General features: G+C 57.6%; 17 protein-coding genes. 11 read left to right on the forward strand and 6 right to left on the reverse strand.

The window, feature by feature from the left end; translation table 11 throughout:
* The first annotated feature begins 693 nt into the window (after positions 1 to 693).
* Positions 694 to 933 (forward strand): hypothetical protein, encoded by a 240-nt coding sequence (locus tag GIW69_RS25370; protein ID WP_236485517.1) that lies wholly within the window; start codon positions 694 to 696, stop codon positions 931 to 933.
* 44 nt (positions 934 to 977) lie between these two features.
* Here the strand turns inward: GIW69_RS25370 and GIW69_RS25375 are convergent, their stop codons facing one another.
* The 5 genes from GIW69_RS25375 to norR form a co-directional block, all read right to left on the reverse strand.
* Entirely contained in the window at positions 978 to 1,727 is a 750-nt protein-coding gene (locus GIW69_RS25375; protein ID WP_236485518.1) for a YkgJ family cysteine cluster protein, read from the reverse strand.
* Positions 1,728 to 1,814: 87 nt separating this feature from the next.
* Positions 1,815 to 2,138: a hypothetical protein gene (locus tag GIW69_RS25380; protein ID WP_236485519.1), complete on the reverse strand. Its 324-nt coding sequence runs from the start codon at positions 2,136 to 2,138 to the stop codon at positions 1,815 to 1,817.
* A 155-nt stretch (positions 2,139 to 2,293) separates the two neighbouring features.
* Positions 2,294 to 2,752, reverse strand: coding sequence for a GNAT family N-acetyltransferase (locus GIW69_RS25385; protein WP_236485533.1), 459 nt, complete (start codon positions 2,750 to 2,752; stop codon positions 2,294 to 2,296).
* A 27-nt stretch (positions 2,753 to 2,779) separates the two neighbouring features.
* Positions 2,780 to 3,682, reverse strand: coding sequence for a chemotaxis protein (locus GIW69_RS25390; protein WP_236485520.1), 903 nt, complete (start codon positions 3,680 to 3,682; stop codon positions 2,780 to 2,782).
* 159 nt (positions 3,683 to 3,841) lie between these two features.
* A complete protein-coding gene (norR, locus tag GIW69_RS25395; RefSeq protein ID WP_236485521.1) occupies positions 3,842 to 5,395 on the reverse strand; it encodes a nitric oxide reductase transcriptional regulator NorR in 1,554 nt (517 codons plus the stop codon).
* 149 nt (positions 5,396 to 5,544) lie between these two features.
* Here norR and hmpA point away from each other — a divergent pair, with 149 nt between their 5' ends.
* The 10 genes from hmpA (at position 5,545) to GIW69_RS25445 (ending at position 14,672) form a co-directional block, all read left to right on the forward strand.
* A complete protein-coding gene (gene hmpA / locus GIW69_RS25400; RefSeq protein WP_236485522.1) occupies positions 5,545 to 6,726 on the forward strand; it encodes an NO-inducible flavohemoprotein in 1,182 nt (393 codons plus the stop codon).
* Positions 6,727 to 6,997: 271 nt separating this feature from the next.
* Complete coding sequence (locus tag GIW69_RS25405) at positions 6,998 to 7,507, forward strand: disulfide bond formation protein B (protein ID WP_236485523.1); 510 nt, start codon at positions 6,998 to 7,000, stop codon at positions 7,505 to 7,507.
* A gap of 821 nt (positions 7,508 to 8,328) precedes the next feature.
* Complete coding sequence (cyoA, locus tag GIW69_RS25410) at positions 8,329 to 9,273, forward strand: ubiquinol oxidase subunit II (protein ID WP_236485524.1); 945 nt, start codon at positions 8,329 to 8,331, stop codon at positions 9,271 to 9,273.
* A 3-nt stretch (positions 9,274 to 9,276) separates the two neighbouring features.
* Positions 9,277 to 11,307, forward strand: a complete 2,031-nt coding sequence (gene cyoB, locus GIW69_RS25415; protein ID WP_236485525.1) for a cytochrome o ubiquinol oxidase subunit I — start codon at positions 9,277 to 9,279, stop codon at positions 11,305 to 11,307.
* Between the two features lie 3 nt (positions 11,308 to 11,310).
* Positions 11,311 to 11,937: a cytochrome o ubiquinol oxidase subunit III gene (locus GIW69_RS25420; protein ID WP_236485526.1), complete on the forward strand. Its 627-nt coding sequence runs from the start codon at positions 11,311 to 11,313 to the stop codon at positions 11,935 to 11,937.
* Positions 11,938 to 12,273, forward strand: a complete 336-nt coding sequence (gene cyoD, locus GIW69_RS25425; RefSeq protein ID WP_236485527.1) for a cytochrome o ubiquinol oxidase subunit IV — start codon at positions 11,938 to 11,940, stop codon at positions 12,271 to 12,273.
* Between the two features lie 10 nt (positions 12,274 to 12,283).
* Positions 12,284 to 13,171 (forward strand): heme o synthase, encoded by an 888-nt coding sequence (gene cyoE, locus GIW69_RS25430; protein ID WP_236485528.1) that lies wholly within the window; start codon positions 12,284 to 12,286, stop codon positions 13,169 to 13,171.
* Positions 13,172 to 13,296: 125 nt separating this feature from the next.
* Positions 13,297 to 13,641 carry a toxin gene (locus GIW69_RS25435; protein WP_236485529.1) on the forward strand — a complete coding sequence of 115 codons (345 nt, stop codon included), beginning with the start codon at positions 13,297 to 13,299 and terminating at the stop codon, positions 13,639 to 13,641.
* Complete coding sequence (locus tag GIW69_RS25440; protein WP_236485530.1) at positions 13,638 to 13,952, forward strand: helix-turn-helix domain-containing protein; 315 nt, start codon at positions 13,638 to 13,640, stop codon at positions 13,950 to 13,952. The genes GIW69_RS25435 and GIW69_RS25440 overlap by 4 nt, the downstream gene beginning before the upstream one ends.
* Before the next feature lie 228 nt (positions 13,953 to 14,180).
* On the forward strand, positions 14,181 to 14,672 hold the full coding sequence (locus GIW69_RS25445) for a RidA family protein (protein WP_236485531.1): 492 nt from the start codon (positions 14,181 to 14,183) through the stop codon (positions 14,670 to 14,672).
* Between the two features lie 311 nt (positions 14,673 to 14,983).
* Here the strand turns inward: GIW69_RS25445 and GIW69_RS25450 are convergent.
* Positions 14,984 to 15,626: hypothetical protein (locus tag GIW69_RS25450; protein ID WP_236485532.1), on the reverse strand; the 643-nt coding region annotated here is incomplete at its 5' end.

The raw sequence follows: 15,626 nt of genomic DNA on the forward strand, positions 1-15,626 counted from the left end.
GGACGGAGTTGGGGCAGGGGTAGGGACTTTATAAACTTGTTTGGGGGTCGGGAGGGTGACGGCTGGCTGTCGGCGTTGTCAGTTTCGTTGTCCTTGGCGGCCTCTGGGCCGACCAGGTTTTGGGTTGTTTTGGGTGTATATCCGTTTTTTGGGTGATGGCGGCTTAGGGTTTCGCTCTTACGGCGACTCACTTTTTTGACAAACGCCTCAAAAAAGTAAGCAAAAAAAGGCTCGCCCCGGCGTTCGGCCCTCGCAGGCTCGGGTTCCTTCGCTCCGGCGTCCATCCGGGGGCATCGACTTCGTCGATGGGTGCAGCTTCGCTGCCCGGCGCGTTGCGCCATTCCCCGGATGAACACCTCCTCTCAGCCGGCCGAAGGGGCGGGTGGATCAAGATCAAGAGCTGCAGGCGAGCTGACACTCGGCCTGTTGAGTGGTTAAGAGCGCGTGCGTTGCTTTTGCTGTTCTGTAGGAGTGAGCCTGCTCGCGAAGGCGGCCTGCCGGCAGGCCTACATCCTCCTTTGAAATCGTCCTCTGGAGCTGCCGAAGGCTGCGATCTTTTGATCTTTTGATCTTTTGCATAATCGATTTTGTGCGCCGACCGAAGGTTAACGTGCGTGACTGGGGCGGGCGGGTATACTGCGCGCTTTCGTGGCTCGCTGATCGGGCCCGACTTTGTGCCTCTGCGGAGCTTTCATGACTTCCCCGATTCAAACACCGGTTGACGACGCTGTGAGCGATGTCCCGGCCGATCTGACCGATTCCGGCGATACCAAACCGACGATCCCGGCCTCCAAGTTTCCGTTCAAGCCCGGCGAGCTCGCCGCAGCCAAGGATTCGAACCAGCCTTGGTACAAGAATGGTGCGAAGAATGGCCATACCAAGACGCCTGGCATGGCACCGCCGGGCACGCGGCGTTCGATGGGTAAACGCTGATTGCTTGCGGGTTCGCCGGTCATGCAGGGCTGTACGGACGGTGATCAGGCCGCCCGCAATGAAATGAACGCATAAGTCTGCGGTGGCTCGGTCGCCACTTGTGCGCCGGCCGCCAATACCTGCCCGGCAATGTCGTCCCCCGACACATGAAACGACCATTGGCTATCAGTCCCTGCCAGTGGTTTCGCGGCAACTTGGTCGAGTACCCGCGCAAACGCCGTCATATCGGGCAGGTAAGCGGTGAATCCGTCACCTTTGAGCGCGGTGGTGCGAATGCCGAGCTGAGCGCAGATGGCATCTTTGATCCGGATGTCGTCGCGATCGGCCTGGCGTGATCGTTGTATGAGATCCGCCAATTCGCGATCCACCAGTTCACCGCCAACGATCAAGTCAGGCCCTTGCTGCCACGATTCTGGCGGACATTCCTTCACGGCGGTGTTGAGTGGGATGTGCGGGTTGATTTCCATCGGATAGATTCGACACACCAGCGGCCGGCGCTCGTAGATGCGGCAGAGGTTATCTTCGTCAAGATTCCGGCAGCGTCCGAGGTTGTAGGCCGCAAACGTGATTGCTACGTGGGCCTCCGAAACACCGCTGCGTACCACCACGGATCGGCGCTCGGCGTGTTCTTTTTGCAATGCAGGCAAACCCAGACCATTGGCGAGGAAACCCTCGACGAGCACGATGACCTGGCCGCCATCGGCCGCCCACATACGGGCTTCCGGCAAGGTCAGCGGGACATGGTGATCGGTGCAGCATTTGCCGCAACCCACGCAGGAAAATGTCGTATTCATTAAACGGCCAGTCTTTTATCTTGGTGTGACACGGTGACGTCAATCCACCGCACAGACCTTAAGCGAAGCAAGTTGTGCGCCAGCCGTTCATGGCTTGGGTGCAGGGCGAATCGAGTCCCACTCGGTGACGAAGGCCGTTTTCGATTTTTTGTTGTACAGACACAGTTCGGTGCCTTGCTGGCCTTTCATGTGTTTTTGCGGGTATTGGCCTTGCAGCAGCAGGGCGGTGTAGCCGACGCGATCATCGAATTGCGCGGCCGTGCCGACCGGTTTGGCATTTTTCAGGCCGCTGGCCTTGGTGCAACTGGCGAGTACGGCTTTGTCGTAAGCGGCCCACGCGTCGGGGCTGGAGGCTTGAGCCTGGGCGGTGAGGGCGGTGAGGCAGAGAAACGATAGGGTGGTGGCTTTCATGATTGGGCATCCTTGGTCGTCAGTGGCCAGGGTTGGAGTATGCCTTAAGGGATTTGTTGAAAGTGTTAACGCCAAAAGATCGCAACCTTCGGCAGCTCCACAGGCGCGCATTCCGCAGGTTGGCGCTGCCGCAGGCTGCGATGTTTTGATGTTGGTCAGTCCGCCACCGACTCCCGACGAACAACGAACATCCCGGCGCTTTCATACAGCCGCTGCGCCCGAAGATTGCTTTCCAATACTTTCAAATCAACAAAACCTTCGCCCCGTTGCTTAAATACCTTGAACGCATTCAGCAGCAAAGCCCGGCCCAGCCCGAGCCGTTGCGCCCGTGGATGCACTACCAGATTCTTGATATACGAGCTCGTCCAGCACTGCGCCACGCCGACCACGCCCTCGGCGTCGCTGGCGATAAAGCACAGCGCCGGATCATATTCAGGATCGGTTTCGAACCGCTGTTGCCACACTTCCAGCGTCGGCACCCGGCCACCGCCTTCGCGATTGCCCAACAGCATCAGTGCATGCACCGCTGGCGCCAGTTGCGGTTGGTAAGTGATCAGTTCGACGGCACCCGGCCATTGAATCGACGGCACGGCCTCGTGCAGGTCGCGCCGCATCAGAAAGCAGAATGTCTCGGTCAAGACTCAATGCCCTTGGGCGGCGACGTGTTTGGCCGCTTCGATCAGGCAATGGGTCAGTTCCGGCGAGGAGAATTTGGTCAGCACGCCATTAGCGCCCGCCAGTCTCGCCTTTTCACTGTTCATCTTGCTGTCGAGCGAGGTGTGCAGCAGCACGTACAAATGGGCGAAATCCGGGGTTTCGCGCAGGGTGCGGGTGAAGGCGTAGCCGTCCATCTCGGACATTTCGATGTCGGAGACGATCAGGTTGATTTGCTGCGCGGTGCCTTGCAGATCCAGCAAACAGTCGATGGCTTCCTTGGCACTGCGTGCGGTGTGGCATTGCAGACCGAGGTTGCGCAGGGTGTGCACCGATTGCGCCAACGCCACCTGGCTGTCATCGACCACCAGAATCCGCGCGTTGCCCAGCACTTCGGCGTCTTCCATGCTCAGTTCGGTCGGGGCCATTTCGATCTGGGCCGGAGCGATGCCGTGGATGACTTTTTCAATGTCGAGCACCTGCACCAACGTGCCGTCCACCGACGTTACACCGGTAATGTACGAGCGCACACCACCGGAGCCGAAGGGCGGCGGCTTGATGTCGGTGGTCAGGCAGTGGACGATTTTGCTCACCGCCTGAACATGCAGACCCTGCTTCGAACGGCTGACGTCGGTGACGATCAGGCAGCCGCCATTCGGATCTTCCAGCGGTCGCTCGCCAATGGCGCGGCTCAGGTCAATCACCGACAGCGAAGCCCCGCGCAGGGTGGCGATGCCTTTCACATGGGGGTGCGCCTCCGGCAGTTTGGTCAGCGCCGGGCACGGAATGATTTCACTGACTTTGAGCAGGTTGATCGCCATCAGCTTGCCGCTGCGCAGGGTGAACAGAAGCAGTGAAAGTGAGTCTGCGCGGGCTTTGTTGGAAGACATAAAAACCTTCTGTGGAAAAAGGTGAGCGGCGATCACGGGGATCGCCGGCAAGTATCGATGCCGGGTTATCGACTCATCCGGGGCAGGCTTTAGTGTCATTGGGCGGGTGGATCAAAAGATCGTCCGAAGGCACAGGCGGCGTTCGGCCGATCTTTGCTTTTACTTCATCCCCAGCCGTTTGGCCATTCGTCCCAGATTGGCCCGATCCAGACCCAGCTCGCGAGCGGCGCTGGCCCAGTTGTGTTGATGGCGGTCGAGTGCAGCATTGATCAACTGCCGCTGAAACTGCTCGGTCGCCACGCGCAAATCCCCGCCAGGCAGCGGTGACGATGAAGTATCGACAGAGGATTGCGGCAAGTTATCCACAACCTCGCGCGGCAAATCCAGATCAGCTGCGCCAAGACTTAAAATCTTCGGCCTTACCTTGCAGTTGCCCAACGCCTTCAACGCACTGCGACCGATCAGGTGTTCGAGCTCACGAACATTGCCCGGCCAGGCATAAGCAAGCAGCGCTTCTTGTGCATCGCCGTTCAAACGCAAACTGTTGAGGCCCATGCGCGAGCGGTTCTGCTCGAGAAAAAAACCGCTGAGCAGCAAGACATCACGCCCGCGATCACGAAGCGCCGGCACCCGCAGCGGGTAGACGCTGAGGCGATGATAGAAGTCGGCGCGATAACGACCGCTGCGCACTTCTTCAGCCAGATCGCGATTGGTCGCGGCGATCAGCCGCACGTCCACCTGATGTTCCTTGTCCGAGCCCAAGCGCTGCAACTGGCCGCTTTGCAGCACGCGTAACAGTTTGGCCTGGACGGTCAGCGACAATTCACCGACCTCATCGAGAAACAGCGTGCCGCCGTTGGCCAGTTCGAATTTGCCGCGCCGGTCGCTGGTGGCCCCGGTAAAAGCGCCGCGAACGTGGCCGAACAATTCGCTTTCGACGAGGGTGTCCGGCAAAGCGGCGCAGTTGAGGCTGATGATCGGTTTGTCGGCACGCTTCGATGCGGCATGGATGGCTTGGGCGACCAGTTCCTTGCCGACCCCGGTTTCGCCGGTGATCAGCACGGTCAAGTCGCTGCCGCCGACCAGGTTGATCTCTTCTACCAGCCGTTTGTGTGTCTTGCTCTGGCCGATCATTTCGCGATTCTGCTGGCCGCTTGCCTGGCGGTAGACCTCGGCGCGCTGATGCTCGTCCTCAGCGCGCAGGGCCAGGCGTTCGATGCGTTCGGCGGCGTTGACCGTGGCGGCTGCGAGGCTCGCGAAGGCTTGCAGCGCATCGAGTTCGATCGGTTCGAAGCGCTCGGGGTCGAGGGCATCCAGTGTGATCAGTCCCCACAGTTTTTCATCAACAAACAGTGGGCAACCAAGGCAGTCATGGACTTCGAGATGGTCATCGAGGCCGTCGACCAAGCCGTCGTAAGGGTCGGGCAGTTCGCTGTCGGCGGCGAAACGCGTCGGCCCGGGACTGGCCAAGAGAATGTCGAAGCGCGGGTGTTCGCTGACCTTGAAACGTCGACCGAGGGTGTCGGTACTCAAGCCGTCCACCGCCAGCGGCACCAGCGACTCGCCATCCAGGCGCAACAACGCAGCGGCGTCGCAAGGCAGCAGGGCGCGCATGGCTTCGAGCAAGCGTCGGTAGCGCTCGCCCTCGGGCAGTTCGCGTGAGAGGTCGGCGACAAGGGGCAGCAGCGCAGTGAGCAAAGATTTTGCGGTCATAGTGACTCCATGTGGTCGATGTGACTATATCTCTGTCCGTGTCTTTGTGACTATCACGTATTTAACCTATTGATATATAAGTAGAAAATTGTTGGCATGAAACCTGATAACTACTAAGCAGTCACTCAAAAAGCTCAGGAGTCACCCGAATGCTTAGCGCTCAGGATCGTGCCATCGTCAAATCCACCGTGCCGCTGCTTGAAAGCGGCGGTGAAGCGTTGATCACCCACTTCTATCGCATGATGCTCTCCGAATACCCGCAAGTCCGTCCGCTGTTCAACCAGGCCCACCAGGCCAGCGGTGATCAGCCGCGTGCGTTGGCCAACGGTGTTTTGATGTACGCCCGTCACATCGATCAGCTCGACCAGTTGGGCGACCTGGTGGCGAAGATCATCAACAAGCATGTGGCCCTGCAGATTCTTCCGGAACACTACCCGATCGTCGGCGCTTGCCTGCTGCGCGCCATCTCGGAAGTGCTTGGCGAGGAGATCGCCACGCCTGAGGTGATGAGTGCCTGGGGTGCGGCTTACGGTCAATTGGCCGACATTCTGATCGGCGCCGAAACCGCTATCTATGACCAGAAGGAACACGCCGTCGGCGGCTGGCGCGGGGCGCGGGAGTTCATCGTCGCGGACAAGGTCGAGGAAAGCGCGGAAATTACCTCGTTCTATTTCGCACCGGTGGATAAAGGGCCGATTCTCGCGGCTGAACCGGGCCAGTACATCGGCATGAAGTTGATCCTCGATGGCGAAGAAGTGCGCCGCAACTACTCGTTGTCTGCATTGGCCAACAACGGCCAGTACCGCATCAGTGTCAAGCGCGAACCTGGCGGTCGTGCCTCCAATCACTTGCACGACCAACTGCATGTCGGCGCCAGTATCCAGCTGTTCCCGCCATCGGGCGAGTTCACCCTGACCGCCAGCGACAAACCGCTGGTGCTGATCAGTGGTGGCGTTGGTATCACGCCAACATTGGCGATGCTGCAAGCGGCGCTGGAAACCGAGCGGCCGGTGCATTTCATCCACTGCGCGCGCAATGGCAGCGTTCATGCGTTCCGCGATTTCATCGAAGGACTGGCTGAGCGTCACCCGCAACTTAAACGCTTCTACTGCTATGCCGAAGATGACGGCGTGAGTCCGGCGGCGCACACGGTAGGGATGTTGAGTCAGGAGCAGTTGGCGCAATGGCTGCCGGAGCAGCGTGACCTGGATGCCTACTTCCTCGGGCCTAAAGGCTTCATGGCGGCGATCAAGCGTCATTTGAAAGCGTTGGGCGTGCCGGACAAGCAGAGCCGTTACGAGTTCTTCGGGCCGGCGTCGGCGTTGGAGTAATCATTCAGACCGAGTCGATTGGATCGCGGGCAAGCCCGGCGCCTACAGGTTCGATGTCGAGCACAGATATTTGTGTACGCCATCAATCCTGTGGGCGCCGGGCTTGCCCGCGATGGCGTCACGCGCTTATTTATTCTGAACATCCGCCCGATGTTAATCGCAACTTAACCGCTCTATTGTCTATTCCCCCAATCCGCCACACGCCCCACGCTCTCAATGATCATGGTCAGCGTGTAGACTGGCGGGCAATTGATAGTTGAAGGGAAACGCGATGAGCGACGAAACACTGCGGTTGGGACGAGAGCGACGCTATCTGGTGTTGTTGGGCATCATCTGCCTGGCGCTGATTGGCGGTGCGTTGTACATGCAAGTGGTGCTGGGCGAGGCGCCGTGCCCGCTGTGCATTCTGCAGCGTTACGCATTGTTGCTGATCGCGCTGTTCGCGTTCATCGGTGCGGCCATGCGCACACGGCGCAGCATTACGGTGTTCGAGACGCTGGTGGTGGTGTGTGCGATTGCCGGAGTCGGTGTGGCTGGGCATCACGTGTATACGCAGTTCTATCCAGCGGTCAGCTGCGGCATCGATGTGCTGCAACCGATTGTCGATGATCTGCCGCTGGCGAAGATCTTCCCGCTGGGCTTTCAGGTCGATGGATTCTGCTCGACACCGTACCCGCCGATTCTCGGTTTGTCGCTGGCGCAATGGGCGCTGGTTGCGTTTGTGCTGGTGGTGATTCTGGTGCCATTGCTGACCTTGCGTAATCGCAAAGCGCTGCGTTGAGTCAACTTTTCCCAAAGCCTGCCGATACACAAAACGCCTCGATTCGCGAAGAGTGAATCGAGGCGTTTTGCATTTTCAGAGTCTTTGTGAAAACACCGTGACGAACAGCAATGAAGGGTGCGGCAAGTGTGCGACATGTTGTCACAGCAAGCGTGTCGCATACCCTTTTCGGCAGCAAAATTAATGCATAGCTATGCAACTAAATCTTTCTGTCGGAGCTTTTGGAGCCCTTTTTGCAGGCGCCTGGAAACAGGCACTTCTAACACGTTCTGGCAAATGGCCAGAAGCCAGTGATTACCGGGGCTTGAGCCGGTAGAAGGGCAGAGCAGATCGTTCATAACTGTCTGATCTGCGGGTTAACCACCCGCATAATCAGAGGCGTTTATTGAGAATCTGTTTCAATAACCAGGGTGACTTTTGCAAAACCGGTGAATGATTGTTGCTCTGGCGGATAAAATTTATTTCGGGATAAGACATGGTTTCTAGATGGCTACCTAACTACAATCGCCCGCACTGAATTCCCGACCACGGCTCGCTTCCTCTGGAGTCGAGTGTGTACAGGGCGTCGAGCGGCCGAATGGCTTGATCTGACGTCCCGGTGTCGGTGCCTTCAACTATCCGCACCAAATGGAATTGGTCTGTAACAAGGCCTTTGACCACGAATTCGAATAAGAACTCAACGCTGTCCCGGGATTTGTCGAGCGTCTGACGCGCGGCGGGCGGCCCTTATTCAATCCAAAGAAAATGCCAACCCTTGGCAGGGTGAAGTGTTGGCGATCAAAACCCAACTGCATTGCGCAAGCTGCTTTAGAGGTCGTGAGATGAGTAAAAACAGGTACCCCAGATTACTAGGCCTAGTGCCGCTGCTCGGCACGTTGTTGCTGGGAGGCTGCAACATGACCTTGCTCAATCCAACGGGCCAGGTCGGCCTGGAACAGCGCAACCTGATCATCACCGCGACCCTGCTGATGCTGTTGGTCGTCGTGCCGGTCATCGTCATGACCTTCCTGTTTGCCTGGAAGTATCGCGCCTCGAACCAGAACGCCGTCTACACCCCGAAATGGTCGCACTCGACCAAAATCGAAGTGGCGGTCTGGACTATTCCGGTACTGATCATCATCGCCCTGGGTTACATCACCTATAAGTCGACCCACGAGCTGGATCCTTATCGCCCGATCGAATCCGACGTCAAGCCTGTGACCATCGAAGTGGTCGCGCTGGACTGGAAATGGCTGTTCATCTACCCGGAACAAGGCATTGCCACGGTCAACAAGATCGTGTTCCCGGCGCACACGCCAATCAACTTCAAGATCACCTCCGACGCTGTGATGAACTCGTTCTTCATCCCGGGTCTGGGCGGCCAGATCTACGCGATGGCGGGCATGCAGACCAAGCTGCACCTGATCGCCGATCGCAACGCTGAAATGGACGGTATCTCCGCCAACTACAGCGGCGCCGGTTTCACCGGTATGAAATTCAAGGCTATCTCCACCACTCAGGAAGATTTCGACGCCTGGGTAAGTGAAGTCAAGAAGTCACCTAAACAGCTTGATCAAGCTGAATACGCGGCCCTTTCCAAGCCAAGCCAGAACAATCCGGTTGAGCTCTACTCCTCGGTCACGCCGAACCAGTTCCAGATCATCGTCGACAAGTACGAAGGTATGAAGCCGGGTCCTAAGGTCAAGCACGAGAAGAAAGAGAAGGAAGTGGCCACTACGCAAGGAACGGACATGGACTCGCATTCAGCTGCCGGGGCAGAGGAGTAAACGATGTTTGGTAAATTAAGTTGGGAAGCGGTCCCATTCCACGAGCCGATCGTGATGGTGACAATCGCCATGATCGCCCTCGGTGGTCTGGCGCTGTTCGCTGCGATCACTTACTTCAAGAAGTGGACGTATCTGTGGACCGAGTGGCTGACTTCGGTCGACCACAAGAAAATCGGCGTGATGTACATCATCGTCGCCATGGTCATGCTGCTGCGCGGTTTTGCCGACGCCATCATGATGCGTACCCAGTTGGCCATGGCCACCGAGGGTTCGCCTGGCTACCTGCCGCCTGAACACTATGACCAGATCTTCACCGCTCACGGTGTGATCATGATCATCTTCATGGCGATGCCATTCTTCACCGGCCTGATGAACCTTGCAGTGCCGCTGCAGATCGGCGCGCGTGACGTTGCCTTCCCGTTCCTGAACTCCCTGAGCTTCTGGCTGCTGGTATCCGGCGTTGTGCTGATCAACCTGTCCCTGGGCGTTGGCGAATTCGCCAAGACCGGTTGGGTTGCTTATCCACCGCTGTCGGGTCTGCAATATAGCCCTGGCGTTGGGATGGACTACTACATCTGGGCGCTACAGTTATCCGGGTTGGGTACGACGCTGACGGGGGTCAACTTCCTGGCCACCGTGCTGAAAATGCGTACCCCTGGCATGAAACTGATGGACATGCCGATCTTCACCTGGACCTGCACCTGGGCAAACGTTCTGATCGTGGCTTCGTTCCCGATCCTGACCGCTACCCTGGCACTGCTGACGCTTGACCGTTACATGGATTTCCACATTTTCACCAATGAACTTGGTGGCAATCCGATGATGTACGTCAACCTGTTCTGGGCGTGGGGCCACCCTGAGGTTTACATCCTGATCCTGCCGGCATTCGGCATCTTCTCGGAAGTGATCTCGGCCTTCACCGGCAAGAAACTGTTCGGCCACCACTCGATGATCTACGCTTCGGGCGCGATCTCGGTACTGGGCTTCATGGTTTGGCTGCACCACTTCTTCACCATGGGTTCGGGTGCCAGCGTCAACGCCTTCTTCGGTCTGGCGACGATGCTGATTTCCATCCCGACGGGTGTGAAGCTATTCAACTGGCTGTTTACGATTTACCAAGGTCGTCTGCGCTTCACCAGTCAGGTTCTGTGGACCCTGGGCTTCATGGTGACCTTCGCCATCGGCGGCATGACCGGCGTACTGCTGGCCATTCCGGGTGCTGACTTCGTCCTGCACAACAGCCTGTTCGTGATCGCTCACTTCCACAACGTGATCATCGGCGGCGCGGTATTCGGTTACATCGCAGGCTTCGCGTTCTACTTCCCGAAAGCGTTCGGCTTCAAGCTGCACGAAGGCTGGGGTAAAGCAGCGTTCTGGTTCTGGATCTCGGGCTTCTTCGTCGCGTTCATGCCGCTCTATGCACTGGGCTTCATGGGCATGACCCGTCGTCTGAACGCCACCACCAACCCTGAGTGGGTACCGTACCTGTACGTTGCCATGTTCGGTGCGGTGATGATCGCTGTCGGTATCGCCTGCCAACTGATTCAGCTGTACGTCAGTGTGCGTGACCGCAAGAAGCCGGAAAACATGTGCGAACACGGTGACCCGTGGAATGCGCACACGCTGGAATGGTCGACCTCGTCGCCACCACCGTTCTACAACTTCGCTGTGCTGCCTAAGGCTGACTGCATCGACCCGTTCACCGAAGCCAAGGAAGACGGTACTGCGTACCAGCGTCCGGCCAAGTACGAGCCGATCCACATGCCGAACAACACCGCGACCGGTGTGGTCATGGGCGCACTGCTGACCGTGTTTGGTTTCGCAATGATCTGGCACATCTGGTGGCTGGCCATCGCAAGCCTGGTCGGTACTGTCGTGTACTTCGCGATCCACGCTGCACGTGACGACCAGGGCTATATGGTTCCGGTTGAAACGATCGAGCGCATCGAAGCCGAGCAGCACAAGCGTCTGGTAGCGGCAGGGAAAATCCCGGCTTCCGCCACCCGTGTTGAAACCTCGTTTGAACAGGCTTAAACCATGTCGAATTTAGTGACCAATGCTGGACACGCCCATGGTCATGACCATGGGCATGACGACCATCACCACGACTCCGGCGAGATGACCGTATACGGTTTCTGGCTCTACCTGATGACCGACTGCATCCTGTTTGCGTCGATCTTCGCGGTGTACGCGGTACTGGTAAACAACGTCGCCGGTGGCCCGTCGGGCCACGACATCTTCGAACTGCCTTACGTGCTGGGCGAAACCGCTCTGCTGTTGTTCAGTTCGATCACCTACGGCTTCGCCATGCTGGCGTTCTTCCGGGGTAACAAGAAGCAGGTACTGGGCTGGCTGGCCATGACCTTCATGTTGGGCTCCGGCTTCATCGCCATGGAAATCAACGAGTTCCACCTGTTGCTCTCCGAAGGCTACGGCCCTAGCCGTTCCGGCTTCCTGTCCGCGTTCTTCACCCTGGTCGGCACCCACGGTCTGCACGTGACCAGCGGTCTGATCTGGATGGCGATCATGATGTACCAGGTCAACAAGCACGGCCTGACGGCGACCAACAAGACCCGTCTGAGCTGCCTGAGCCTGTTCTGGCACTTCCTGGACGTGGTGTGGATCTGCGTATTCACCGTTGTTTATCTGATGGGGACTATGTAAATGGCTAACGCACACTCCCATGACAGCCACGACGCCGGCCACGGCAGCGTCAAGTCCTACGCGATCGGCTTCATCCTGTCGGTGATCCTGACCATCATTCCATTTGGTCTGGTGATGTACCCGACACTGCCGAAGTCGATCACGCTGATGATCGTGCTGGCATTTGCTGTTATCCAGGTGCTGGTGCACCTGGTGTACTTCCTCCACCTGGACCGTTCGGCCGCGCAGCGTAACAACGTGATTGCGTTTGTGTTCGCCGCGATCGTGATCGTCCTGCTGGTCGGCCTGTCGCTGTGGATCATGTTCAGCATCCACACGTTCATGATGGCGAAGTGAGGTAAACCCGATGTCGCTCAAGCACTTTATCCAAATCACCAAACCGGGGATCATTTTCGGTAACGTGCTTTCTGTGGCAGGCGGGTTTTTCCTGGCCTCGAAAGGGCATGTCGATCTGGCGGTGTTTCTGGCAGCCATGATCGGCACGTCCCTGGTCGTCGCCTCCGGTTGCGTGTTCAACAACTGCATCGACCGCGACATCGACATCAAGATGGAACGCACCAAGAATCGTGTGCTGGTGCAGGGCTTGATCTCCCTGAAACTGGCCCTGATCTATGCGACCGTCCTGGGTGTTCTCGGCGTTGCGTTGTTGTACAAGGTGGCCAACCCGTTGGCCGCTCTGTTCGCCGTCATCGGCTTCGTCATCTACGTCGGTTTCTACAGCCTGTACCTCAAGCGCAAGTCGGTTCACGGCACGCTGGTGGGCAGTCTGTCGGGCGCCATGCCGCCGGTGATCGGCTATGTGGCCGTGAGCAACACGTTCGACATGGCCGCGCTGACTCTGCTGGTGATGTTCAGCCTGTGGCAGATGCCGCACTCCTATGCCATCGCGATTTTCCGCTTCAACGATTACCTGGCCGCATCGATTCCGGTGCTGCCTGTGAAGCGCGGGATTCAAGTGGCCAAGAAGCACATCCTGCTCTACATCCTGGCCTTCCTCGTGGCGACCTTGATGCTGACCTTCAGCGGCTACGCCGGCATGAGCTACCTCGCCGTCGCCGCCGCCATGGGCATGTACTGGTTGTACATGGCCTGGACCGGCTACAAAGCGGTGGATGACACGGTCTGGGCACGCAAGCTGTTCGTGTTCTCGATCTTCACCATCACCGCGTTGAGCGTCATGATGTCCCTGGACTTCAAGGTGCCGAGCGAGCTGCTGCTGACGTACGCGCCGTAAGGTTCGGATGTTGTAAGAAAAACCCCGCCATCGAGAGATGTGCGGGGTTTTTTGTTGGACAAATGTTTAGCAGGAGTGAAATTTGTTGATTGTTTGGCTATAGGCGATTTGCCTATAGTTTTTCAATGCGAATCCAATTCTTTGAAACTACACTGTTCACCACGAACATCGGTCGTTACTTGACGGATGATGACTATCGAAAGCTGCAGGCGTACATGCAACTTAACCCCTTGGCCGGCGATGTGATGCCGCGTACGGGTGGTTTTCGAAAGCTCCGTTGGGCTGATGCCCGTCGCGGGAAGGGCCGACGAGGCGGCTTGCGAGTCATCTATTATTGGCTTATGAATGATGGTCAGTTTTGGATGTTTGCAATTTACGATAAAGATGAGCTTGAAAATTTGACTGCTGAGCAAGAAAAGGCACTCAAAACAGCCATAGAGAAAGAGTTGAAGACACGAGGTACCCCATGAAAAAGCGCGACCTGTTTGCAGAATTGATGCAGGGCGTTGATGAGATGGCGGCTCAACGCGAAGGTAAGATTACGCTGCGAAATACTGCGGTCGAGGAAAACCCCGCTCCTGAAGTCGGTGCTCGGGAAATCGTGGCGTTGCGAGAGAAACTGCACATGTCCCAGGCGGTTTTCGCGAAACGAATACGGACAAGCCCCAGCACTCTGAGAAATTGGGAGCAGGAAAAATCAAAGCCTAACGCCCAAGCGGCTTTATTGATCCGGTTGGTCGAAAAATTTCCTGACATGGTTGAGCGGCTCAGCGCTGTGTAGTCCAAATACTCATGTGTATAAACCTCGCCATCGAGAGATGTGCGGGGTTTTTTGTTGGCTGGAGTCTGGTGCGTTGTCGGCCTTCGCGCGCATGTTTGATTTCATTCCGGCCCCTTGCTTGTGGTCTCCGGGCAAAAGCCCTAGATTCGGATCCAAAGATGTTTCGGCGACCCTTGCGCCCTTCGGGCCTGACGGTTCTTTTCTGCACGGATCAAGAGGCTGGGCGTAATGACTGAGAAGATGACCTGCGACGAGCGTTTCATTGCGCTGGCCAAAGACCTCGATTACGACATCTATGGCGAGAACACCACTGGCGGTAATTACGCTCCGGTGATCCGGCATCACGATGAGTTGTACGTCAGCGGTCTGGTGCCACGCACTCATGGCAAGATTCAATACCCGGGCAGGGTCGGACTGGAACTGAGCCTGAAGGATGCGCAAGCCGCCGCGAGCATCAGCGCCATGCGCGGTCTGGCGCTGATCGTCGATGCAGTGGGTTCACTGGACAAGATCAAAGCGTTGCTGCGGGTGACGGTGTACGTGAAGTCCACGGCGGATTTTGTCGACTTGAGCGAAGTGGCGAATGGCGCGTCGGATGTGTTCAGTCATGTGTTGGGTGACATTGGCCGGCATACGCGTACGACGGTGGGTGTTTATCAGTTGCCGAAGAATGCGGCGATTGAGGTGGACATGATTGTGGCGTTGCAGCCTTCGGCTTAGCGCTGAGTCAAGCGGAGCGCCTCACCCTGGCCCTCTCCCAAAGGGAGAGGGGACTGACCTTGCGATATTCCAGATATACGCCGACCTGAATGTTTGATGGTGAATCCATGATCTGCAAGGGGAACGGAATCGTGCAGGGTTGCATCCATAATCGCTGCAATCTTTCAGGTCGATGTAAAACGCCAGACACCTCGGTCGGCTCCCTCTCCCTCGGGAGAGGGCTGGGGTGAGGGGATCAAGCCGAACACATCAGCCAACAAAAAGCCCCGCCTTCAACCGAAGCGCGGGGCTTTTTCGCAAGCGCTGCCGTCTTACTGCGCGGCGATGCTGTAACCCTCAAATGCCGTCTGCTGTTGCAGCGCGGTAATGATGTTCTTGCGGTTCACGGCGTGCTCGGCGCCTGCATTATCGATGAACGTCTCGCTTTCCAGTTCCGCTTCATCACCTTCACCCACGAAAGTGAAACCCAGGAACTCCAGCGCTTCGCGATCCACATTGAGGCGCGAGCGTGGCGTGCGCAACGGCAGGGTCATGCTGATGCCGTCCTTACTGATGGTGAACACTTCGACGTCCTTCTTGGCACGAGCCGCTTTGCTCTTGCCGCTGCCCGGATTGCTCATCGCCAGATGGGTCTGGTTCAACACTTTGAGCGCCAGGCCATAGACGATTTCCTGAAACGCCGGGTCATCCTTGAAGCTGGACAGAATGCGGCTGATCGGGAATTTGCTGCTCAGGTCTTCGAGGGCGGCGGTGTCGGCGGCCTCGGCGTCTTTGAGGCGCTTGAGTTCGCCCATCAGTTCGTAGGCCTTGTCGTCGTCGAACTGGTCGTGGGCCTGACGGATCGCGGCGCGAAGTTCGCGGATCTGCTCGCTTTCGCGAGTCGACTGAAAGGCATCCAGCACCATTTCGCTGATGGTTTTGGCCTGCGGAAGGTGTTGTGAAAGATTGATGGAG

This window comes from Pseudomonas syringae, assembly GCF_021605415.1.
Taxonomy (GTDB): Bacteria; Pseudomonadota; Gammaproteobacteria; order Pseudomonadales; family Pseudomonadaceae; genus Aquipseudomonas; species Aquipseudomonas syringae_S.